The organism is Phenylobacterium sp. J426, assembly GCF_024699945.1.
In the GTDB taxonomy this organism is placed as follows: Bacteria; Pseudomonadota; Alphaproteobacteria; order Caulobacterales; family Caulobacteraceae; genus Phenylobacterium.
Window position 1 is genome coordinate 3,573,168 of record NZ_JAJOMY010000001.1, and the last position, 21,462, is coordinate 3,594,629.

General features: G+C 69.5%; 17 protein-coding genes, 2 tRNA genes and 1 pseudogene. 8 read left to right on the forward strand and 12 right to left on the reverse strand.

Translation table 11 applies throughout. The features are described 5' to 3' along the window. Positions 1-45: 45 nt before the first annotated feature. Together LRS10_RS18840 and LRS10_RS18845 are read right to left on the reverse strand one after the other, a co-directional pair. Positions 46-1,590 (reverse strand): TolC family outer membrane protein, encoded by a 1,545-nt coding sequence (locus tag LRS10_RS18840; protein ID WP_257838576.1) that lies wholly within the window; start codon positions 1,588-1,590, stop codon positions 46-48. A 133-nt stretch (positions 1,591-1,723) separates the two neighbouring features. Next, a complete protein-coding gene (locus tag LRS10_RS18845; protein WP_257838577.1) occupies positions 1,724-2,290 on the reverse strand; it encodes a protein-L-isoaspartate O-methyltransferase in 567 nt (188 codons plus the stop codon). Between the two features lie 154 nt (positions 2,291-2,444). Here LRS10_RS18845 and LRS10_RS18850 point away from each other — a divergent pair. Then, a tRNA-Cys gene (locus LRS10_RS18850) sits at positions 2,445-2,518 on the forward strand. On the opposite strand, the gene LRS10_RS18855 is transcribed toward LRS10_RS18850, so the two are convergent. The 4 genes and pseudogenes from LRS10_RS18855 to LRS10_RS18870 form a co-directional block, all read right to left on the reverse strand. After that, positions 2,508-2,981, reverse strand: coding sequence for an NUDIX domain-containing protein (locus tag LRS10_RS18855; protein WP_257838578.1), 474 nt, complete (start codon positions 2,979-2,981; stop codon positions 2,508-2,510). The two genes, LRS10_RS18850 and LRS10_RS18855, sit on opposite strands and share 11 nt — an antisense overlap. Further along, positions 2,981-5,071, reverse strand: a complete 2,091-nt coding sequence (locus LRS10_RS18860) for a prolyl oligopeptidase family protein (protein WP_257838579.1) — start codon at positions 5,069-5,071, stop codon at positions 2,981-2,983. Before LRS10_RS18860 ends, LRS10_RS18855 begins: the two co-directional genes overlap by 1 nt. A gap of 72 nt (positions 5,072-5,143) precedes the next feature. Continuing rightward, the gene (locus tag LRS10_RS18865; protein ID WP_257838580.1) at positions 5,144-5,290 is read right to left on the reverse strand and encodes a hypothetical protein; all 147 of its coding nucleotides are present in this window, start codon (positions 5,288-5,290) and stop codon (positions 5,144-5,146) included. 42 nt (positions 5,291-5,332) lie between these two features. Continuing rightward, positions 5,333-6,317, reverse strand: a pseudogene (locus LRS10_RS18870) (WYL domain-containing protein). Between the two features lie 75 nt (positions 6,318-6,392). Between LRS10_RS18870 and LRS10_RS18875 the strand changes: the two are divergent. Further along, positions 6,393-6,710, forward strand: coding sequence for a hypothetical protein (locus LRS10_RS18875; RefSeq protein WP_257838581.1), 318 nt, complete (start codon positions 6,393-6,395; stop codon positions 6,708-6,710). A gap of 19 nt (positions 6,711-6,729) precedes the next feature. Here LRS10_RS18875 and LRS10_RS18880 read toward each other — a convergent pair whose 3' ends face one another. From LRS10_RS18880 to LRS10_RS18895, 3 genes are all read right to left on the reverse strand, one after another. Beyond that, the gene (locus LRS10_RS18880) at positions 6,730-7,662 is read right to left on the reverse strand and encodes a M14 family metallocarboxypeptidase (RefSeq protein WP_257838582.1); all 933 of its coding nucleotides are present in this window, start codon (positions 7,660-7,662) and stop codon (positions 6,730-6,732) included. 681 nt (positions 7,663-8,343) lie between these two features. Further along, positions 8,344-9,780: a type I secretion C-terminal target domain-containing protein gene (locus LRS10_RS18885; RefSeq protein WP_257838583.1), complete on the reverse strand. Its 1,437-nt coding sequence runs from the start codon at positions 9,778-9,780 to the stop codon at positions 8,344-8,346. A 253-nt stretch (positions 9,781-10,033) separates the two neighbouring features. Next, entirely contained in the window at positions 10,034-11,398 is a 1,365-nt protein-coding gene (locus tag LRS10_RS18895) for a phosphotransferase family protein (RefSeq protein ID WP_308237985.1), read from the reverse strand. Between the two features lie 141 nt (positions 11,399-11,539). Between LRS10_RS18895 and LRS10_RS18900 the strand changes: the two genes are divergently transcribed. Further along, the gene (locus LRS10_RS18900) at positions 11,540-12,877 is read left to right on the forward strand and encodes an acyl-CoA dehydrogenase family protein (RefSeq protein WP_257838585.1); all 1,338 of its coding nucleotides are present in this window, start codon (positions 11,540-11,542) and stop codon (positions 12,875-12,877) included. An 8-nt stretch (positions 12,878-12,885) separates the two neighbouring features. Here the strand turns inward: LRS10_RS18900 and LRS10_RS18905 are convergent, their stop codons facing one another. Beyond that, entirely contained in the window at positions 12,886-14,307 is a 1,422-nt protein-coding gene (locus LRS10_RS18905) for a Mur ligase domain-containing protein (RefSeq protein ID WP_257838586.1), read from the reverse strand. Positions 14,308-14,533: 226 nt separating this feature from the next. Here LRS10_RS18905 and LRS10_RS18910 point away from each other — a divergent pair, with 226 nt between their 5' ends. Continuing rightward, positions 14,534-15,019, forward strand: a complete 486-nt coding sequence (locus LRS10_RS18910) for a GreA/GreB family elongation factor (protein WP_257838587.1) — start codon at positions 14,534-14,536, stop codon at positions 15,017-15,019. A gap of 313 nt (positions 15,020-15,332) precedes the next feature. On the opposite strand, the gene LRS10_RS18915 is transcribed toward LRS10_RS18910, so the two are convergent. Further along, a tRNA-Asn gene (locus tag LRS10_RS18915) sits at positions 15,333-15,408 on the reverse strand. A 207-nt stretch (positions 15,409-15,615) separates the two neighbouring features. On the opposite strand from LRS10_RS18915, the gene LRS10_RS18920 reads away from it, so the two are divergent. After that, positions 15,616-15,741 carry a hypothetical protein gene (locus LRS10_RS18920; protein WP_257838588.1) on the forward strand — a complete coding sequence of 42 codons (126 nt, stop codon included), beginning with the start codon at positions 15,616-15,618 and terminating at the stop codon, positions 15,739-15,741. Positions 15,742-15,813: 72 nt separating this feature from the next. Beyond that, a complete protein-coding gene (locus LRS10_RS18925) occupies positions 15,814-16,422 on the forward strand; it encodes a flavodoxin family protein (protein WP_257838589.1) in 609 nt (202 codons plus the stop codon). Between the two features lie 38 nt (positions 16,423-16,460). Here the strand turns inward: LRS10_RS18925 and LRS10_RS18930 are convergent, their stop codons facing one another. Further along, positions 16,461-16,901 carry a VOC family protein gene (locus LRS10_RS18930; RefSeq protein WP_257838590.1) on the reverse strand — a complete coding sequence of 147 codons (441 nt, stop codon included), beginning with the start codon at positions 16,899-16,901 and terminating at the stop codon, positions 16,461-16,463. A 220-nt stretch (positions 16,902-17,121) separates the two neighbouring features. Between LRS10_RS18930 and LRS10_RS18935 the strand changes: the two genes are divergently transcribed. Both LRS10_RS18935 and LRS10_RS18940 read left to right on the forward strand, forming a co-directional pair. Next, positions 17,122-18,198 carry an efflux RND transporter periplasmic adaptor subunit gene (locus tag LRS10_RS18935; RefSeq protein WP_257838591.1) on the forward strand — a complete coding sequence of 359 codons (1,077 nt, stop codon included), beginning with the start codon at positions 17,122-17,124 and terminating at the stop codon, positions 18,196-18,198. Between the two features lie 24 nt (positions 18,199-18,222). Next, the gene (locus LRS10_RS18940) at positions 18,223-21,462 is read left to right on the forward strand and encodes an efflux RND transporter permease subunit (protein WP_257838592.1); all 3,240 of its coding nucleotides are present in this window, start codon (positions 18,223-18,225) and stop codon (positions 21,460-21,462) included.

Sequence of the window (21,462 nt, forward strand, 5' to 3'; positions counted from 1 at the left end):
GCCCGCGGGGCGCCGGCCAGGTTCCCCAGGTAAGCTATCCCAGGCCTACCGCGCGGGGCCTGCCGGAACGGCGGGAGGCGGCTGCAGACCAGGGGCGATCGGCGGTTCCGTCGGACGAGCGTCCGGGGTCGGCGCCGGCCACGGGGTCAGGAACCGGTCGACGATGCCAATCGGCTCTTCCCAAGGCACCCAGCCCCAGGTGATCCGAAGGTTGCGGAAGTTCCGCGCCGGATCGTACTGCGGCACCGACGGCGTCAAGTTCTTCGCCTCCAGGCGGCCCATCTGGGTCAGCACGGTCGCCGCCGCCACATATTCGTCGCGACGAGCCGACACCTGGTTGAGTTCGGCCTGACGCAGCTCCTGCTCGGCGTTCAGCACGTCGATGGTGGTGCGCAGCCCGACCTGTTGTTCCTGGCGCGTGCCTTCGGCGGCGATGCGCGCAGCACGAACCTGCTCGTCGCTCGAAGTGATGTTCGCACGGGCGGCGATCAGTTGGCTCCACGCGCCGGTGATGCTCTGCAGAACGCTGCGGCGGACGATCTCGGTGGTCAGCCGGTCGGTGTTGTTGCGCTCTATGGCCTGGCGCACTCGCGAGGTCGTGAGACCGCCGTTGAATAGCGGCACGGTGACATTCACCGAAGCCGTGCTCTCACGCGAAAACAGCCCGCGCTCCAGCGGGTCGTTTGGCGGCTGGGGGATGGCTGGCCCGCCGTAGGCGAGACGCGCCTGCGCCGAGACGTTCGGCAGCCGCTCGGCGCGCGCGCCGGCGACGCGAGCGCGGCTGGCCTCCTCGGTGAACTGCTGGGCGCGGAGCTGGGGGTTGTTCTGTTCGGCGACGACGAACGCCTGCTCCGGGTCGCTTGGCATCAGGTATGCCAAGGAGGGCTCCGGCTCCAGTTCGCCGGGGTTCTGGCCCACGATCTGGGCGTAGGTGGCGCGGGTGATGGCCAACTGGGCCTGCGACTGCTGGAACAGCGCCTGCGCCTGCGCCAGACGCGCCTGCGACTGCGCGACGTCGGTGCGGGTCACCTCGCCCACGTCGAAACGGGCCTGGGATTCCTCGAGTTGCCGCGTCAGGACCTTGACGTTCTCGGCGCGAATGGCGAGGGCCGCCTGGTCACGTCGCACATCGGCGTAGGTCTGCACGACCTGACCGAGGATCTGCGCCTCGATACGGCGCAGGTTTTCGCGGCCCGCCAGGATGTCCGCCTGGGCGGCCGACACCTGTGCGGCGACACGCCCGCCAGTCCAGAGCGGCTGACTGAACGTCAGCGCGGCCGTGGCGCTATTACCCTCAGAAATCGTCTCCTGAAGCGGGCTCGAACGAGCCGCGCGGGGCGTCCGCGTCTCCTGATAGCCGGCGGCGCCGCTCAGCGTCAGCGTTGGCCGCCATCCGCTGCGGGCCTGCACGTAGTTCTCGTCGAGCGCACGCTGCGTGGCTCTCTGGGCCTGCAGGGTCGGGTTGTTCTGGTAGGCCAGAGCGATGGCGTCGGCCAGGGTCTCGGCCGACGCGGGGCCCGCGGCCAGGGCGCCGCCGAGCCCCACGCTGAAAATCGCGGCCAGCAGGCGGCCGCGGGCAGTCATCGACATTCGTTATCCCCGATCGTACGAGAGACGTCGCGCTTCTATATGCGGCTGTGTGCCGCCCGGGCCAAGCTGCGTCACCTTAAGCTTTTTTCACCCCACCGTTACTGTCCGGTTTCGGGGCCGTTGCAAGAGCCGGTCAGAATGCAAAGCCCCGCTCCGGCTCGAAACCGGGAAGGATTTCGGCAGTGGCGTCGAAGAGGTCGCGGCGGCCGACGCCATCCTCGGCATTCACGTACAGCACGGCTCGGCCCAGCCGCTCGCCCTGCTCGATGACCGCCAAGCGACCGTTCGGCGCAAGCGCCTTGAGCCAGGAGTCAGGCGCCCGGGCGACGGCGCCCTCGCAGACGATCACGTCGAACTCGCCCGCGGGCGGATGTTCGAGATCTTCATCAGCACGGCTCACCACCAGATCGAGCGCCTCAAGCACGGCCGCCGCGTAGGGCGCGGCGATCGCGAGCGCCTTTTCGCCCGGCATGGGCCTGGCGGCTTGAAGCAGTTTGGCGACGTTGCGCGGCTTCAGCAGGAAGCGGCCGAGCGCGTATTCGACGTCGACGTCGGCATAGGCGAGGTAGGCCTTGCCCTCGGGCACGAAACGTTCGCGCGGCAGGTCGCGCATGGCGTCGTGCAGGCGGACATCTGTGACGTCCTGCGTCCGCACCTGGCTCTCCACCATGTTCAGGCGGGCGGCGTCGAAGTCGGCCATCGAATCCCTCGGGTACGCGACAAGGTGAGTTCAGAGCCGCGGCTTATAGGCCTCGGCGGGTGAAACGCAATTGCGAGGCCTCACGGGCGTTGCTCGGATCAATGCGTTCTGGTAGCCCTCGCGCCCTCCACACGGGGCTGATCGCCCCGCCGGCGGCCTGATGGCGGAGTGGTGACGCAGCGGACTGCAAATCCGTGAACCCGAGTTCGATTCTCGGTCAGGCCTCCAAACTTCCCGCAATCACCGCTAGCGCTGCCACCAGGATCGGCCGCTGACCCTTGTGGATCCTCCACCGGGCGTTCTCGGGATCGAACCAGGCGGCGCGGTCGACCTCCGGGAAGGTCGCGTGGCGGCCGGACCTGGGCGGCCACTCCATCTCGAAGGTGTTGCTCCGGATCTGCGCGACGTCGAGATCGGTCTCGACGAGCCAGGCGTGGATCACCTTGCCGCCGGCTGTCTTCACCGGCGGCAGCTCGACCGCCTCGCCGGTGATCGGCGTCCCCAACTCCTCCTCAAACTCGCGCCGGGCGGCGGCCCAGCCATCCTCCCTTGGCTCGACAATGCCCTTGGGAATCGACCAGGCGGCCTCGTCCTTCCCAGCCCAGTAGGGCCCGCCCGGGTGCACCAGCAGGAACTCCGGGCCCTCAGCGCCGGCGCGCCACGCAAGCACTCCGGCGCTGATCTCGGCCATCAGTCCATCAGCCGCTGCATCAGGTAGGTGTATTCCAGCGCCTGACGCATCGCCCGCTCGTTGAGGTTGGCGGCGGCGGCGTGACCGCCGTCGATGTTCTCGTAGTAGAGGTAGTCGTAGCCGAACTCCTTGAGCCGGGCTGCGGCCTTGCGGGCGTGCGCCGGGTGGACCCGGTCGTCCTTGGTCGACGTCTCAAGGAAGACGAGCGGGTAGTTCTGCCCGGGCTTGAGGTTCTGGTACGGCGAATAGCTCATCAGCATCGCCCGCTCTTCCGGCACCTTCGGGTCGCCGTATTCGCCGATCCACGACGAGCCGGCGCCGATGCGGTCGTAACCGATCATGTCGAACAGCGGCACCTGGATGACGACGGCGTTGTAGAGCTCGGGCCGCTTGGTGAGGGCCACACCCATAAGCAGGCCGCCGTTCGAGCCGCCCATAATCCCTAGCTTCTTCGGGTTGGTGATCTTCCGGGTGATGAGGTCCTCGGAGACAGCGAAGAAGTCGTCATAGACCCGCATCCGGTTCAGCTTCAGGCCCGCATTATGCCAGCGCGGACCGAACTCCCCGCCCCCACGGATGTTCGCGACGACATAGACGCCGCCCTTCTCCAGCCACAGCTTGCCGGCGGTCGAGGCGTAGGCCGGAGTCTGGCTGACGAGGAAGCCGCCGTAGGCGTAAAGCAGCGTCGGGTTGGAGCCGTCGAGCTTGAGGTCCTTCTTCGAGACTACGAAGTACGGGACCTTCGTGCCGTCCTTCGAGGTGGCCCAGTGCTGCTCGACCTTCATGTCCGAGGCGTCGAAGCGGGCGGGCATGGTGCGCAACCTGGCCGGCGCGCCGCCGGCGGCGTCGGCGAGCCATTGACTGGACGGCGTCAGGAAGCTGGTCACCGTGAGCAGGATGCGGTCGTCGGCGTCGGAGGCCGAGGCGATGCCGATGGTGGAGTCCTTCGGCAGGTCGAGCTTCGTGGACGTCCAGCGGTCGCCCGTGCGCCGGAAGCTGAGGACCTGCCCCTTCACGTTGTCGTAGAGCGCCACGACCAGGCGGTTGCGGGTGGTGGCGACCTGCTCGATCGCCTGGCTCTGGGTCGGGCGCAGCACGAGCGATCCGGATAGGCTGGCCGGCCTGGCCTTCACGGCCGCGAGGTCGAAGTCGAGGAGGTCGCCCTCCCTGAAGCCCTTCGCCGCCCAGTCCTGTTCGAGGCTGACCAGCAGCCGGCCGTCCACATAGCCTTGAACGCTAGCCTTGGTCGGCAGGTCGAGCTTCACCGTGCCGTTCGAAGTGACCAGGTGATGCTCGGCGTTGAAGGTGTCGAGCGGTCGATGCAGCAGCACCGCCTGCACCATGCCGTCGGCGTCGCGGAGCACGATCGGCGAGACCCCGTAGCCGCCGTCGGTCTTGGTGCCGCGGAACACCTCCGTGGCGGCGCTGAGCGGCTGGCCGCGCTTCAGGATCTTGGCGATGAAGGGATAGCTGGAGGTGGTGATATCGCCGGGCTGCCATTCGGCGACGACGATGAGGGTGTCCTTGTCGATCCAGTCGAAGCGGTGCTTGCCCTCGGGCAGGCGGAAGCCGCCGTCGACGAACTTGCCGGTGGCCGTGTCGAACTCGCGGACCTCGACGGCGTCCTTGCCGCCGTTCGACAGCGAGACCAGGCAGTAGCGGTCCTCCGGCGGCAGGCAGTCGGCGCCCTTCCAGACCCAGTTGGCGTTCTCGGCCTTCGAGAGCGCGTCAAGGTCGAGGATGGTGCGCCACTGCGGATTGCCCGAGCGGTAGCTCTCGACGCTGGTGGTGCGCCAGATGCCGCGGACGTGCTCGGCGTCCTGCCAGTAGTCGCGGAGCGCATCGCCCGCGAAATAGACGCCCGGGATGCGGTCCTTGGCGGTGGCGATCTTCAGGGCGTCGGCATAGAGGCCGGCGTAGCGGGGGTCGTTCTGAAGGCGGGGCAGCGAGCGGGCGTTCTCGGCCTTGGCCCACTCGAGGGCCCGGGGACTCTCGATCTCCTCCATCCAGGCGTAGGGGTCGTTATCGGCGGGGGCGGCCCCCATGAGGAAAACTCCGGCGAAAAGCGTGGCGAGCAGGCGCGACTTCATGTGGCGGGACCCCAACTTGATTGGGGCCGATAGTCCCGACGCGGCGCGGAAGCTCAAGCCGTTTTCGACGGATCAGCGTTCCCGCCAGATCGACAGCGCCAGGCGGGGGCGGACGAGGAACAGGCCGGCGAGGAGGACGCGGGCGGCGGCTCGACGGAGCCGGCGGCGGGGGCGGAATTCGGTCTCGAACAGGTGGGCGTAGTCGAGGGTCGTGGTCATGGTGGGCCTCCTTCTGGGACATGACCTTGACCCCGGGGTGCGTCAGTTCCGGACGTGGGCTCGGCGGGCGGCTTCCAGCTCGCCCAGCATCATCTCGTGCAGGGCCTGGGGCTGGACGATCTCGACCCTGTCGCCCCAGGTGAACAGGTGCCAGGCGAGCTCGCGCATGCCGCTGGCGCGGAAGCGGACGAGCACCGAGCCGTCCTCCTGGGGCTCCACCGTCTGGCGGGCGTGGAAGCGCCAGCGGAGCGCGTCCTCGCGGCCGGCGGGCAAGATGCGCAGCACCACGTCGTGGACGTCGTCCTGGTAGATGCCGAAGCTCTCGTCGGCGTAGGCCTGCAGCGAGAAGCCCTCGGGCCGCTCGCCGGGCAGGCCGGTGACCTCGACGTCGAAGATGCGGTCGAGGCGCCAGTTCCTGGGCCCCGTCTCCACGGTCTCGGCCGCCACCAGGTAGTTCGAGCGGCCGAACAGGATGCCGTAGGGCGTCACCTCGCGCGTGCGGCCGGGGTTCGACCCGCCCTCGTAGCGGAAGCGCAGCGTCGAGAGGCCCTTCAGCGCATCGCGGATCGCCTGCAGCACGTCCTCGTCCTCGAAGGGCCTGGGACCGGCGCTGACGCCGATGGTCTCGGCCTGCAGCAGGGCCTCCAGGTCGGGCGCGAGCTTGCGGCGGGCGGCGGCGCGGGTGGCGGACAGCACCTTGGTCTCCAGCGAGCGCAGCGCGGCCGCCCTCGCCTGCGCGCCCTGCTGCTCGAAGGCGGCGCCGGCGGCGGTCAGCGCCGCCAGCTCCTCGGCGGTGGGGGGCCTGGAAGAGGCCATCCAACCCCGACGGAATGCGGAAGCGCTTGGTCGGCGGGTCGTCGACGGCCTCCAGCTGCGGGAAGACCTCCCAGATCGCGTCGCGCATGCGCTCGGCGGTGCGGCGGCCGACGCCGATCCGCTCGGCCATCTCGTCCAGCGTCAGCCCCTCGGCCGAGCTCGCCAGGAGGCGCGCCAGCTCCAGCAACCGACCGGCTTTTTCGTGGCGCATCTATCTACGTCCGTTTCTGTCGCAACGCCGATCCATAACGGGAACATCGAGACGCGACAACTCAGGAGACGGCCGATGGCTTCCCAGTTCCGCCCCCGCCGCAGCGGCTTCAGCAACGGCTTCAGCCCGCGCCCCTCCCCTCGGCCGGTGAAGGTCGCCCGCCAGCCGGTGCGCCCGGCCCCGCCGTCCGGCGACCTGATCAACGGCATCCTGCGCTTCCACGACGTGGTGCGCGAACAGGGCTCGGACATCGCCCTGCTCCGCGTCTCGGAGGACCGCCTGCGCGAGCCGGAAGTCCGCGCCTGGTTCGGCGAGCACGCCAAGACCGCGGCCGGCGTCTCGATCCTCTACAACCAGCGCGAGGACGAGATCATCCGGGTGCTGGCGGCCTAGGCCCCCTCGCCTGCCCCAATCAATCCGGCGCCAGCACGAAGTCCAGGGCGGCGCACACCGCCGCCACCTGGGCGTCCACGCACTGCTGGGGCGTGGCCTGCGGGCTGTCGGGATAGACCTCGGTCGTCGTCGTATAGGGCGCGCCGGTGATGGACGGGCACATGCCGTAGTCCGCCTGCGGATAGGTGATGACGCCTGGGGCGACCACCGGGCAGCCGATGATCTCCCCGGCCGCGTCCGGCGGGGCGATGTGGGTCACCGCTTCCACCGCCGCCACGATCGCCTGCTGGAAGGGAAGCTTCGGGTCGGCCGCATCCGCCACCAGGTAGAAGCCGTCGGGGATCAGCCCCGGCTCGAACGGCTTGCCGTCCCGGGCCGCCAGCGCCGGCCTAAATTCGCTCTCGTCGCTGTCGGTGGTCTCGTGCAGGTCGATGTGCAGCCGGAAGGGCTCCCCACGGCCCCGCACCAGCGCGATGAGGCTGGTCGCCTCGCGCGACGGGCCGTCCGCCCGGAAGTTCCGGTTGGGATCGACGGCGTCGTAGTTCCAGCGGTTGATCCGCTCATAGCCCCAGGGGCTGACGCAGGGCGCGACCAGCAGGTTGATCCGCCCGGCGTAGGCCTCCGCCCGCGTCTCCAGGAACGCCAGCGCGCCCATGACCCCGCTCGTCTCATAGCCGTGGACGCCGCCCGTGATCAGGGCGGCCGGCAGCGCCGGGTCCCACGGCCAGCTGGCCAGCGCATGGAGCGGATAGGTCTCGCCGGCGTAGTCCAACTCACCATAGGCGATCCGCTCGAAGCGGTCCGCCAGGGCCGCGATCCGCGGCAGCACGTCCTCATCGTAGCGCCGATGCCGCACCTGCCGCGCCCGCCACTCCGCGCGCTCCGCCTCGCCCCAGGGCTGGCCGGGGGTTCCGATCGGATAGGCGGCTGGGGCGGAGGCGTGTGGGGGCATGGGGCTTCTCACGGCGTTGGCGGACGAGCGTCTGCGGCTTTGGGGGGCAGAGATCAGCGCGGACGAGCGCGCGAATGGCAAGCACGTCAACAGGGCGCCGAACACGCTCTACTTCGTGAAGTGTAGGACGGTGATGCCGCCAGTGTCCGGATACACGCTGACCTGCTAGCCGGACCAGGCGACGGCTGTGAGCCTATGTCCGTTCCCACGAGATCGAGGTGAAGCAATCTTCGGTCTGAGGCGGCGTGGCCCTCCAGACTTCGACGCCGTCCCGGTCCGTGGCGATGAGATTCCGCCCGTCCTTCAGGTCCTCGGCCATTCAATCGTAGAGGGTGACGGTCAGATCGTTCAACATCCTCGCGCGTTCGCGGATTTCGGCGATCACGCTGGCGCGTCTTCCCATCCTGGAAGGCTAGACGTCTCAGCGTCCGCCTTCCAGCACAGCTTTGCGCCACTGACGGGCCTCCGCTGGTCCGCTCCGCCCTACCCCCCTCCGGCCAGGACTTGGGCTGGTCGATAGCGAGCTGACCGCATGGCGCGAGAGCTTCGAGGAGGCCGGGAGTGTCGACGGGGAGGCCGCCGGCGCGGATCTTCGCGCAGAGCTCGGCCTTGAGGGGGCGACGTCGGCCGTCGGGTATCGAGGCTCCGCCCCCCGAGGGGGGAGCGGAGCCTCTGCCGCCCCTAGTTGAACAGCCAGTCGGAGCTACTCAGCTGCCACGGCTTCACCCCGTCGAGGTGGGTGACGGTGGTCGGCCAGGGATGGCCGGAGCCCCAGCCGTCGGAGTCGAACAGCACCTTCGTGCCACCCATGCCGTTCTCCTCCAGGCGCAGGTAGCCGTCGGCCACCGGATCGCCGCCCCGGTAGCCCGCCTGGGCGAAGAGGGGCCGCAGGTCGAGCTGGTCCGAGCCCGGCCGGAAGTCGGCGATCCGTCCGGCGCTCCACGGCTGAGCGCCGAAGACGAAGCGGTCGGCCCCGTCGCCGCCGGTGAGCTGGTCGGCCCCCTGGCTGGCGTGGAAGGTGTCCGCCCCCGAGCCGCCGTGCAGCACCGCGCCCGGGTGGGTCGCGGTCAGGACCTGGCCGCCGCCGGGCGCCGGGCCAGCGCCCGGACCCGGCGTGGGCGTCGGCGCAGGCGCCCACGGCTGGCCCGAGCCGCCGCCGCCCAGAACGTTGGCGGCGTTGAGCCCGTCGGGCGAGACGCCCTGCAAGGTGACGACATGGTAGGAGATGGAGCTCCAGCCGGCCGGGCCGTCCACGTCCATCATCACCTTCGTGCCCCCGGCCCCGTCGGCCACGAACCGCACATAGCCGTCCGCCACCGGGTCGGCGCCGCGATAGCCGTTGGCGTACAGCGCCGTCAGGTCGAGCTTGTCCGATCCGGCCTGGAAGTCGGTGATCCGCCCGGCGCTCCACGGCATGGCCTTGAAGGCGAAGGTGTCGGCGCCGCCGCCGCCGGTGAGCTGGTCGCTGCCCTGGCTGGCGTTCAGCGTGTCGGCGCCGGCGCCGCCCTGGAGCACGGCGCCGGGATAGTCCGACGTCAGCACCTGGTCGCCGCCGTGCGGAGGCGGAGGCGGCGGCGGCGGCTCGGCGGGCTTCGAGCCGCCGCTCACGGTGTTGAACGGGGTGTCGTACCCGCCGAACCGGCGCACATATTCCGACACCGGCGTGCCGTAGCCGCCGGGGGTGTCGTGGCCGCCGCCGGTCTCGAGGAAGGACTTCAGAGCCCAGACGCCCACCAGGTGGGCGCCGGCGAAGAGACCGGACTCGGTGATCTGCCCGCCCGCCCCGATCCACTGGCCGACGTACGACTTGAGGCCCAGCGCGCTCACGTCGTCGTTGACCTTGGAGAACCAGGCCCAGGCGGCGGCGTCCTGGGCCGCCGGCGAATTGAGGAAGCCGGCCTTGTCCCAGACCCCGTAGCTGTGGGCCTTCTCCGTCCAGCCGCCCTGGAAGTCGATCGCCCAGGTGTGGTCGCCGTTGTAGAAGCCCACGGCCTGGAGGGCCTCTTCGCCGAACTGGAAGCGGCCGAGATAGCCCAGGCTGCTGACGAACGAATAGTTGTTGCCCGACTCGTTCTGACCGAGCGCGCGCAAGAAGTCGTCGTATGTCCCGATGGTCACGCTAGTTCACACCTCTGATAGTGGCGCATAGCCGGAGCACCCCGCAAGTTGTGTTGCGGCGAGTTGCTTGCCGACCTTGGCTTCAAGCGCCAGTTTGTCTGTTGATCGTCCCGACAGTTCTGCGTTCAGACGCGAGAGACTCTTGCTCGGGCTTCCGCGGCGAGATTGCGGCGGCAGTACGCCCCGCAGGTGACCATCCGTTCATGTCCGCCCATGTGCGGCCAGGGGCGGGGCGGACGGGCGGTTCCTGCGGCTAACCCACCTCGGGCCGGTACTTGGGCTGGTCGATGGCGAGCTGGTCGCGGGCCATGGCGCCGAGGGCTTCGAGGAGGCCGGGGGTGTCGACGGTGAATTCGCCCGAGCGGATCTTCGCGCACAGCTCGCCGTTCAGGGCGGCGAAGTCGCCTTCATGTCCCAGGAGGCGGCTCATGGCCTCGACGGCCCTGCCCTCGGCGGCCGGGCCTTGCGTAAGCTCGCGCTCCACCACCGACAGGACGTTGGCGGCGACGCGGGCCAGGAAGGCGCTGCGGGGGTCGAGGCTGGGGCGGATCTGGTCGATCCACAGCGCGACGGCCTGGACCAGCTCCTCGGTCTTCGGATGGGTGATCATAGGCCCTGCTCCAGGAGGACGACGAGGTCGGCTTCGGTCTCGGAGACGCGGCGGCCGATCATCGGGCGCTCGACCGACTTCTCGAGGCCGGTCTGCCAGCTCATGTACATGGTCAGGCACATGACGCCCCAGCGCAGCGAGCCCAGCACCTGCCAGAAGCGGACGCGCTCGAGGGGGGATCGGACGGCCGCCGGCCGCCGCATAGCCCGCCAGCAGGTCGGCGTAGTCGCCGAAGCCGCCGACCGGCTTCTCGGGCCGCCCGAAGCGCCAGGAGTTGGTGCAGATCCAGCCCATGTCCTCGGCCGGGTCGCCGATGTGGGCGAGCTCCCAGTCGAGCACGGCGGCGACGCCGGTCTCGGGGTCGAACATGATGTTGCCGTTCCGGAAGTCGCCGTGCAGCAGCACGGGCGGGACCGGCTCGGGCGCGCGCCGGCGCAGGTACTGGAAGGCGAGCTCGAGGATAGGCCGCTCGGCGCCCGTGGAGCGGTAGACCTCCTCGTAGCGGTCGAGCTCGGCTACGGCGTCGACGGTCTTGAGGGCGAGCTCGGGCGGCGGCGGGGTGGCGTGGATGCGAGCCAGCACCTCGCCGCACTGGCGGGCGAGCTTGGGCCGGACGGCGTCGAAGGCGGGATCGGAGACGATCTTGCGGCCCAGCGTCTCGCCCGGCACCGCGCCCATGACGTAGGCCTCGCCCAGGCCGTCCTCGTCGTCGCAGACGTGCAGCACCGGCGGCGCGAGGGCGCCGTTGGCGCGGGCCGCCTTGATGAGGGCGGCCTCGACAGCGAGCGAGACCGAGCGGGCGGTCTCGGGATCGAAGGGTACGGTCCGGCGGCGCAGGATCATCCGGTCCCTGATCATGCGGTCCTTGGCGCGCGGCGCTACGACCTCGAAGGCCCAGGTCTCCATGCTGGCCCCGCCGGACAGCCGCCCGGCCTGGACCACGCGCGCGTCGCGGCCCTCCAGCCTCACGGCCAGGCGATCCAGCGCGGCGCGAACATCCACTTCCATGACCCGACGGCATGTCCCGATTGATCTAAGCTGACGCCGATCTGGCGGGGCCGCGGGCGGCTTGTAAATGCCTCCGCAACGTCACCTCCGTGCATCAAGACGGCCAAGAAACGACCGCGCGAGCGGCAAAGGGAGCGCGCCATGGACTTCGACCTGCCCCAGGACCTCGTCGACTACCTGAAGGAGCTCGACGACTTCATCGAGCGCGAGATTGCGCCGCTGCAGGCGAAGGACGACAACGAGCGCTTCTTCGACCACCGGCGGGAATACGCCCGCACCGACTTCGAGAACGACGGCCTGCCCCGCCCCGAGTGGGAGGAGCTGCTGGCCAAGGCGCGGAAGCTGGCCGACGACGCCGGCCACTACCGCTACGCCTGGCCCAAGGAGATGGGCGGCAAGGGCGGCAGCCAGCTGGCCATGGCGGTGATCCGCGAGCACCTGGCGGCCAAGGGCCTGGGCCTGTTCAACGACCTGCAGACCGAGCACTCGATCGTCGGCAACAACCCCTTCGTGCTAATGTTCAAGGAGTTCGCGACGAACTGGCAGTACGAGCGCTACGCCGACAAGCTGTTGAACGGCCAGATGCGGACGGGTTTCGGCCTGACCGAGCCGAACCACGGCTCGGACGCCACCCACATGGAGACCCGGGCGGTGCGCGAGACGCGCGACGGCAAGCCCGGCTGGCGGATCGACGGCGCCAAGATGTGGACGACGGGGATGCATGTGGCCAGCCACTGCATGGTCTTCGCCCGCACCTCGGGCAAGGACGGCGACGCCACCGGCATCACCTGCTTCATCGTGCCGAAGGAGACGCCGGGCTTCGTGATCGAGGAGTACCTGTGGACGTTCAACATGCCCACGGACCACCCGCGCATCTCGATCACCGACTGCTGGGTGCCCGAGGACAGCTACTGGGGCGAGATCGACAAGGGCCTGGGGCTGGGCCAGTCGTTCGTCCACCAGAACCGCATCCGCCAGGCGGCCTCGTCGCTCGGCGCCGCCGTGTTCTGCATCGAGGAGAGCGTGAAGTACGCGCGCGAGCGCAAGCCGTTCGGCAAGCCGCTGTCCGAGAACCAGGCCATCCAGTGGCCGCTGATCGAGCTGCACACCCAGTGCGAGATGCTGCGCCAGCTGATCCGCAAGACCGCCTGGGAGATGGACAAGATGGATCACAAGACCATCGAGAAGACGATCTCTGACAAGGTCTCGATGTGTAACTACTGGGCCAACCGGCTGGTGTGCGAGGCCGCCGACCGGGCGATGCAGGTGCACGGCGGCATCGGCTATTCGCGCCACAAGCCCTTCGAGCACATCTACCGCCACCACCGCCGCTACCGGATCACCGAGGGCTCGGAGGAGATCCAGATGCGCAAGGTCGGCGCCTATCTGTTCGGCTACCTCGGCCCGCGGAAGCAGCTGTTCAAGGAGCGAGAGGCGCAGAGGGACCAGTACGTCCAGCCGATCCCGGCGCCGCGGTAGGACAGGATCTACGCCGCCGCCGCTTCGGCGTAGAGGGTGTCGAACACCGCGGGCAGGCTGTCTGGGAGGCCGAGCAGCGGGCCGGAGGACAGCAGGAGGACGACCTCGTCGCCGGCCAGGCCGCTGAGGGCGGCTGTCGCTTCGTCGGCGGTGCGGACGCCTTCCACGGGCACGCCGGCCGCGGCGATGCGGGCCGCGATCTCCTCGAACGTGGACTGCTGGTGGCTGGCCGCGCCGTGGCTGGGCGGCGGGATCAGCAGGACCCGGGCGACGCCTTCGAACACTGTGTCGTACCAGGGCAGCGCGTCGCGGTTGCGCCAGGAGAAGGTGTGCGGCTCGAAGACCACGGTGAGCGGCCGGGTCGGATAGTGCAGCTGCATCGCCTCGATGGCCGAGCGGGCCTTCTCGTACGACGAGCCGAAGCCCTCGATCACCGGCACGCGGCTGGCCTTGGTGAGCCGGTCCAGGCGGCGGCGGATGCCCTGGAAGCTCTCGATGGCGGCGGCGAGCTGGGCCTCGCTGACCAGGCCGCGCTCCAGGACATAGGCCGAAACGCCGACGATGTTCTCGATGTTGTGCTCGCCCAGGAGGGTCGTGGCGAGGCGCAGGCGGCGCCCGTCGGGCCCCTTGAGGACGAAGCGGGTGATGTCGCCGAACACCACCTCGTCGGCGCACCAGCCCTGCCCGCCGTCGGCCTGCTCGACGTCGTACCAGACGATACTTGAGGCGGCCTCGCCGGCGATGGCGCGGATCGCGGGATGCTCGCGGGCCACCAGCAGGCCGTCCTTGGGCAGCAGACGCAGCAGTTCGCGGAACGGCGCCTCGTAGTCGGCGAAGGTCGGGAAGACATTGACGTGGTCGTGGACGAGCGAGGTCAGCAGGACGTCGCGCGGATGGTACAGCACGAACTTCGAGCGGCGGTCGTCCGGGCCGACGATGTACTCGTCGCCTTCGAGGATCACGTCGGCCGCCTGGCCCCAGTGGCCGGTGTCGGGCAGCGACGGCGAGATCGCGCCGATCATCCAGCCGGCGTCGCAGCCGGCCTCACGCAGCACATGGGCGAGCAGCGCCGAGCAGGTCGACTTGCCGAAGGAGCCGGCGACGACGGTGTTGCGGCGCCCCTCGGTCGCCTCCCCCACCAGCTGCGGGAAGGTGGTGACGCGGACGTTACGGGCGCGGGCCGCCTGGACCTCGGGATTGGATTCACCGCCGAGCTTGGCCGAGGCGCCCAGCACCAGGACGTCGAGATCCGACGGCAGGTTGGCGGCGTCGAAGGTGCGGAAGAACGGGAAGCCCAGCCCCTCCACATAGGTCGACATCGGCGGGAAGACGTCCTCGTCCGAGCCGGACACCTGGTGGCCGGCTTCCCGCATCATCAGGGCCGCGGCGCTCATGCCGGCGCCGGCGATGCCGGTGAAATGGATGCGCATGGAGGTGTTCCGGGCAGGAGGGTCGTCGATGCTGCTGGTTAGCTGATCCGCGGCGTTCGTCCAGCCCGCCGGAAGGCGGCGCGACGATGAAGCGCGACACATGCCGCGCGTAAGGCCGCGCTCGCGAATTCGTCAAATGGCAGGCCGGGCGCCGAACGGCGCAGCCGCGCGTTCAGCCCAGGTAAACGGCCGCAAGTACGCGGCCGTCCGAGGAGAGTTGAACGTCATGAGCAGCGCCTTCGTGCGTGAGCCTGACGACCTGCCGCCCGAGAGCCCGCCCGAGCGCATCGTCAGCCACCATCCCAACTTCGTCACCTCGCGCGGCCTCAAGCTGATCGAGCGGACCCTGGCCGAGCTGGATGGCCAGATCGCCGCCTGCGAGGATGAGGCCCAGTTGGCCTGGCTGCGGCGGGACCTGCGCTACTGGTCGCAGCGCCACGCCAGCGCCCAGGTGATGGAGTCGCCCGACGCCCCCGAAGAGGTCGCCTTCGGCACCCGCGTCACCTTCCGCCGGGACGGCGGCGCGCCCGAAACGGTGGAGCTGGTCGGCGAGGACGAGGCCGACCCGGCGGCCGGCAAGCTGAGCTGGGTGGCGCCGCTGGCGCGGGCGATGATGGGCGCCCTGCCGGGCGAGGCCGTAGAGCTGGAGACCCGGACGCCGGCGACCGAGATCGAGATCCTGTCGGTGGAGGCGATCCGGCTGCTCAACTGAGGACGGGGGGCCGGCGGCGCCTGTTTACGCATGATTAACCGAAGCGCCGGACGTTCCACGATGTCTTCCTTGAAGACACCCCACCATCACCGACTTTTCTTCAGCCCGGCTCCGCGCCGGGCTCTTTTTTGCCCGCTTCCCGCCCCCTCTGGGAAGATGTCGAGGGGAAGCGGGACGGATGGGGAAACCGGCGTCGATCCCCACCCACTCCGCCTGCGGCGAAGCCACCCTCCCCATGAAGAGGAGCGACTGATCGGTGCGACCCGGCATGTCCAAGACTTCGACGGCATGGGAGTTTCGCGGACTTCCGCGATGGCTCCCCGGGCAGGACTCGAACCTGCGACCCGGCGATTAACAGTCGCCTGCTCTACCAACTGAGCTACCGAGGATCAGCCGTCGAGGGCCGGCGATATACGCGGCGTCGTTCGGCGGCGCAAGCGGTACGGCGACCTCCCGCGACAAAAGCGTGGACAGGTCCGTCGGCGCCCTGCCCGGAGGGGAGGAAAAACCGTGCGATCACGGAGGCTTGCGGCAACGCGCGGTCCGTATCAGAGTTGACCTCCAGAGCCCGTCAGAGGCTCGGGAGGAGACCAGAGATGATCGACATGTCGCGGCCGCCCGAGCGGCTGCACTCGCAGTGCGCCGTGATCCTGGCGCCGTTCGTCGCCATCGGCGCCGCGTTCGTGGCCGTGGGTTTCATCCTCGACAAGATCTTCGGCTGAGGCCTGACGGCCTGAGCTGACCCAGCCGCCGCGAACGGCGGAACGGAGCCCGCGCCTGCCCGTTCGGCGGCCATGCGCGCGCTCGTCCTCAACTGCACCCTCAAGCCCTCGCCCGAGACCTCGAGCACCGAGGCCCTGGCCCGAGTGCTGACGGCGGAGTTCGAATCCGCCGGGGTCGGGACCGAGATCGTCCGCCTCGTCGACCTCGACATCAGGCCGGGCGTCGAATCGGACATGGGCGGCGGCGACCAATGGCCCGTCGTGCGGGAGAAGATCCTCGCCGCCGACATCCTGGTGATGGCGACGCCGACCTGGATGGGGCAGATGTCCAGCGTCTGCCAGCGCGCGCTGGAGCGCATGGACGCCTTCTTCAGCGAGACTGACGATGCGGGCCGCAGCCCCGCCATGGGCAAGGTCGCCGGGGTGGTGGTCACCGGCAACGAGGACGGCGCCCACCACATCGTGGCCACGGTCTGCCAGCCCTTGATCGACCTCGGATTCACCGTCCCCGGCCAATCCTGGACCTACTGGCACCTGGGCCCGGGCCCAGGGCCGGACTACACCGACACCGATCAGGCCCATGACTATTCCGACCGCGTCGGCCGCAACGCCGCCCGCAACCTGCTGTTCATGGCCGACCTGTTGAGCGGGCGGACCTTCCCTCCACAAGAGTCGGGCTGACGCGCGTCGCCGCGCCCCACGAGCGGGGCAAGTAGCGCCTACCAGACGCCGACGTTCGGCATTGAGGCCCAGGGCTCGGCCGGCGGCTTGGCGTCGCCCGACTGAAGCAGCTCGATGGAGATGTTGTCAGGCGAGCGGACGAAGGCCATGCGGCCGTCGCGCGGCGGCCGGTTGATGACCACGCCGCCCTCCTTCAGCCGCTGGCAGGCGGCGTAGATGTCATCGACCTGATAGGCCAGGTGGCCGAAGTTGCGGCCGCCCTCGTAGGCTTCCGGATCCCAGTTGAAGGTGAGCTCCACCAGGGGCGCCTTGCGATCGCGGGCGAGGTCCTCGTCGCCGGGCGCGCAGAGGAAGACCAGGGTGAAGCGGCCGGCCTCGTGCTCGGAGCGGTACAGTTCCTTAAGCCCGAGCTTGTTGACGTAGAAGTCGAGCGAGGCGTCCAGGTCGGCGACCCGAACCATGGTGTGGAGGTAGCGCACCGTCGGTCTTTCCTATACCTTGTAAATCTAACGAGGCTTGGATCGCGTCCAGCGGGTGTGTCCCCGGAGGCACAATCCTAGCTCGTCACTGCGACCAATAGTTCTACGCCCAGCGCGTGACCGCAAATTCATTTGCGCTCGCATAACGGCGGCATCACAAGCGGCAGGTCGGAGAACGGCCGCCGAACATCAGGCGGCCGCGGGGCCCCGGGGAGACGACGTGTTAGGACGCCTGAAGCCGCAGTACCTCTTCATCCTGATCGTCGTCGGGCTGCTCGCGCTCTACTTCATCATCGGATCCCTTTTCGGCGGCCGGAAAACGGCGCCCAACGCGGCCGAGGCCAAGACGACGGCGGCCGCGGAAACCACCGTGCAGGCGCGGCTGACGCCCGAAACCGTTCGGCAGGTCGACGTGGTGCTGCGCGGCCGGACCGAGGCGGCGCGATCGGTGGTGGTCCGCTCCGAGACCGCCGGCGTGGTCGCCGAAACGCCGGCCCGGGAGGGCACGTTCGTGCGCCGCGGCCAGGTGCTGTGCCGGCTGGCCGTGGATGCGCGACAGGCGAGCCTTGACCAGGCGCGCGCGATGCTGCGCTCGCGGCAGCTGCAGCGCCAGGCGGCCCAGCAGCTCGCCGAGAAAGGCTACCGCTCCCAGACCCAGGTGCTGGAGACCCAGGCCGCCCTCGACGCCGCCCAGGCCCAGGTGCGCCAGGCGGAGATCGCCCTGGCCCAGGTGAACATCCGCGCGCCGTTCGACGGCGTGTTCGACCGCCGTGACGCCGAGATCGGGGCCTATCTGGCGCCCGGCCAGGCCTGCGGCACGATGATCGAGCTCAATCCGCTGCTGGTGGTGGGCGACGTGCCGGAGACGGACGCCGCCCGGCTGCGCGTGGGCGCTCCTGCGAACGCCAAGCTGGTGGCCGGGCAGACAATGACCGGTCGGGTGCGCTACGTCGCCCAGGACGCCGACCCGCAGACGCGGACCTACCACATCGAGGTCGCGGTCCCGAACCCGGCCAACGCCATCCGTTCGGGCCTGTCGGCCGAGCTGCGGATCGGCGCGGGCGCCGGCGCGGCCCACCGGGTGCCGGTCTCGGCGCTGGTGCTGGACGCCGCCGGCCGCCAGGGCGTGCGCCACGTGCTGCCCGACAACCGCGTCGCCTTCGCGCCGGTCACCGTGCTGGAGGAGACGGACGAGGGCCTGTGGGTGAGCGGCCTGTCCGGGACGGTGCGCGTGATCACGGTCGGCCAGTCGTTCGTCGCCGACGGCCAGAAGGTTCGGGTGGCGGACGCGCGCTAGCGCCGTCCGTCCCGGGAGGAAGACATGGTCGGCGCACTGATCGACGGAGCCCTGAAGCGGCGCAAGGTGGTGCTGGGCGTGACGCTCATCGCCGCCCTGTTCGGCCTGTTCGCCTACCTGGGCATGCCCCGGGAGAGCGAGCCGGACATCGACCTGCCCTACATCTCGGTGGTGGTCCCCTACCCCGGCGTCTCGCCGGAGGACGCCGAGCGGCTGCTGGTGAAGCCGCTGGAAGTCGAGCTGCAGGTCATCCAGGGCATCAAGTCGATGAACGCCGTGGCGCGCGAGAGCGTGGCGGTGGTGACGCTGGAGTTCGAGGCCGACTTCAACAAGGACAAGGCGCTGGAGGACGTCCGCGCCAAGGTCGACCTGGCCCGCGGCCGGTTCCCGCCCGACGCCGAGGAGCCGATCATCGAGGAGATGAACTTCTCGGGCGAGCCGGTGATCGGCATCGTGATCTCCGGAGCGGCTCCCGAGCGCGAGCTGCACAGGGTGGCCCGCGGCCTTAAGGAGCGCCTGGAAGGCACCGCCGGCGTGCTTGAGGTCTTCATGAGCGGCGCCCGCGAGGAGGTGCTGGAAGTCGTCATCGATCCGCTGCGGATGGAGGCCTACAACGTCACCACGGGCGAGCTGGCCCAGGTGATCGGCCGCAACAACCAGCTGGTGCCGGCGGGTTCGCTGCGCTCGGGCGAAGGGCAGTTCGCGGTGAAGGTGCCGGGCGTGGTCGAGAGCCCCTCGGACATCCTGGCGCTGCCGGTGAAGAAGAACGGCGACCGGCTGGTCACCGTGGGCGACATCGGCGACGTGCGCCGGACCTTCAAGGATGCGGGCTCCATCAGCCGCTACAACGGCCACCAGGCCTTCATCCTGGAGGTCTCCAAGCGCGGCGGCGCGAACATCCTCGAGACGGTGGAGACCATCAAGAAGGCGGTGGAGGACGACTCCAAGCGCTGGCCGCCGACGGTGCAGGTCAGCTACATCTACGACGAGAGCGAGTTCATCGGCCGGACGCTCGTGGTGCTGGAGAGCGGCCTGCTTTCGGCCAGCCTGCTGGTGATGCTGATCATCGTGGCCAGCCTGGGCATCCGCCAGGGGCTGATGGTCGGCGCCTCGATCCCGATCTGCTTCATGCTGGCGTTCCTGATGCTGAACGGCATGGGCATCACCCTGAACCAGATGGTGATGTTCGGCATGGTGCTGGCGGTGGGCATCCTGGTCGACGGCGGCATCGTGGTGGTGGAATACGCCGACCGGAAGATGGCCGAGGGCTTCTCCAAGGCCGACGCCTTCGCGGCGGCCGGCAAGCGCATGTTCTGGCCGGTGATGAACGGCACGCTCACGACCCTCTGCGCCTTCGTGCCCTTCATGTTCTGGAACTCGATCGCCGGGAAGTTCATGAGCTTCCTGCCGCTGACCCTGTTCTTCGTGCTGGGCGCGTCGATCTTCGTGGCCCTCGTGTTCACGCCGGCGCTGGGCTCGATCTTCGGCCGCAAGGCGGCGGTCAACGAGGAGCAGCTCGCCGAGATCATGAAGTCCGAGCACGGCGATCCGCGCGAGATGACCGGCTTCATGGGCTGGTACGCCCGGGCGCTCACGACGCTCGGCCGCCACCCCACGCGGACGATGTTCGCGGGCGTCGTGGTCGTCGTCCTGATCGTCGTAGGCTTCGGCATGAAGTCGCACCGGACCGAGTTCTTCCTCGAGGAGGATCCCGAGTTCACCCAGGTCTACGTCAAGGCGCGCGGCAACCTCTCGCCCGAGGCCCAGAACGCCCTGGTCGCCCAGGTGGAGCAGCGGCTGGTGGGGCTGAAGGGCGTGGAGTCCTACTACGTGCGGGCCGGCGGCTTCAGCTCGAACGGCGGGCCGAACTCGGCGCCGAACGACACCATCGGCCGGATCCGCATCGACTTCCTGGACTTCGAGGGCCGGCAGGAGCTTGGCCTGCGCGGCCGCGACATCGAAGCCGAGGTCCGCAAGCGGGTGCAGAACATCCCGGGCATGCAGACCGAAGTCCGCGGACCGCAGAACGGCCCGCCGGTCGGCAAGGACGTGCAGGTCCAGCTGCGGAGCCACGACCCCGCGGCGCTGAACGCCGCCGCCGACCTGATCAAGGCCAAGCTGGCCTCCGACCCGCAGCTCATCGAGCTGGAGGACAACCGCACCTCGCCGGGCATCGAGTGGAACCTGGCCGTCGACCGCGCGGCGGCCGGCCGCTACGGCGTCGACGTGCTGTCGGTGGGCCAGACCATCCAGTTCCTGACCGGCGGCGTGCTGATGGGCCGCTTCCGGCCCGACGACGCCGAGGATGAACTGGACATCCGGGTCCGCTTCCCGGCCGAGGCGCGCAACGTCGCGGCGTTCAACCAGCTGAAGATCACGACGCCCCAGGGCCCCGTGCCGGTCAGCTACTTCATCAAGCGCGAGCCCGCCCAGCAGGTGACCCAGATCCAGCGCCGGGACGGCCAGCGGCTGGTGATGGTGCAGGCCAACGCCGCCGAGGGCGTGGCCGCCAACCTGAAGATCACCGAGATCCGCAAGTGGCTGGAGGCTTCGCCCCTGGATCCGGCGGTCACCTGGAAGTTCACCGGCGCCGACGAGGAAGGCCAGGAGGCGGCGCAGTTCTTCGCGGCGGCCATGGCCGCCTCGATCTTCATGATGTTCGTGATCCTGCTCTGGCAGTTCAACAGCTTCTACGGCGTGCTGGTGACGCTCTCGGCGGTGATCCTGTCGACGGTCGGCGTGTTGCTGGGCATCCTGGTCAATCTGGCCGGCACGTTCGACTATATTTCGGTCATCATGGTCGGCACCGGCGTCGTCGCCTTGTTCGGCGTCGTGGTCGGCCACAACATCGTGCTCGTGGATACGTTCTACCATCTGCGCCACGAGGGCTACGGGGCCGACGAGGCCGCGGTGCGGGCCGCCGCCCAGCGGTTCCGGCCGGTGCTGCTGACCACCACCGTGACGGTGGTCGGCCTGCTGCCGCTGATGTTCCAGATCCACCCGAACTTCCGCGCCGGCCACGTCGAATACGCGGCGCCCGGCTCGGAATGGTGGGTGCAGCTGTCGGCCGCGGTCGTGTGGGGCCTGTCCTTCGCCACCCTGCTGACCCTGGTGCTGACCCCGGTGATGCTGGCCGCGCCCAAGGTCTATTCCGCCCGCTTCGTCCGGCTGCGCGGCTGGCTGCATGATCGCTTTGGCTGGGGCCCCGCCCCGCGGCGGCCGACCCCCAGCCTGGCGGACGAGGTGCCGAGGGCGGCGGAGTAG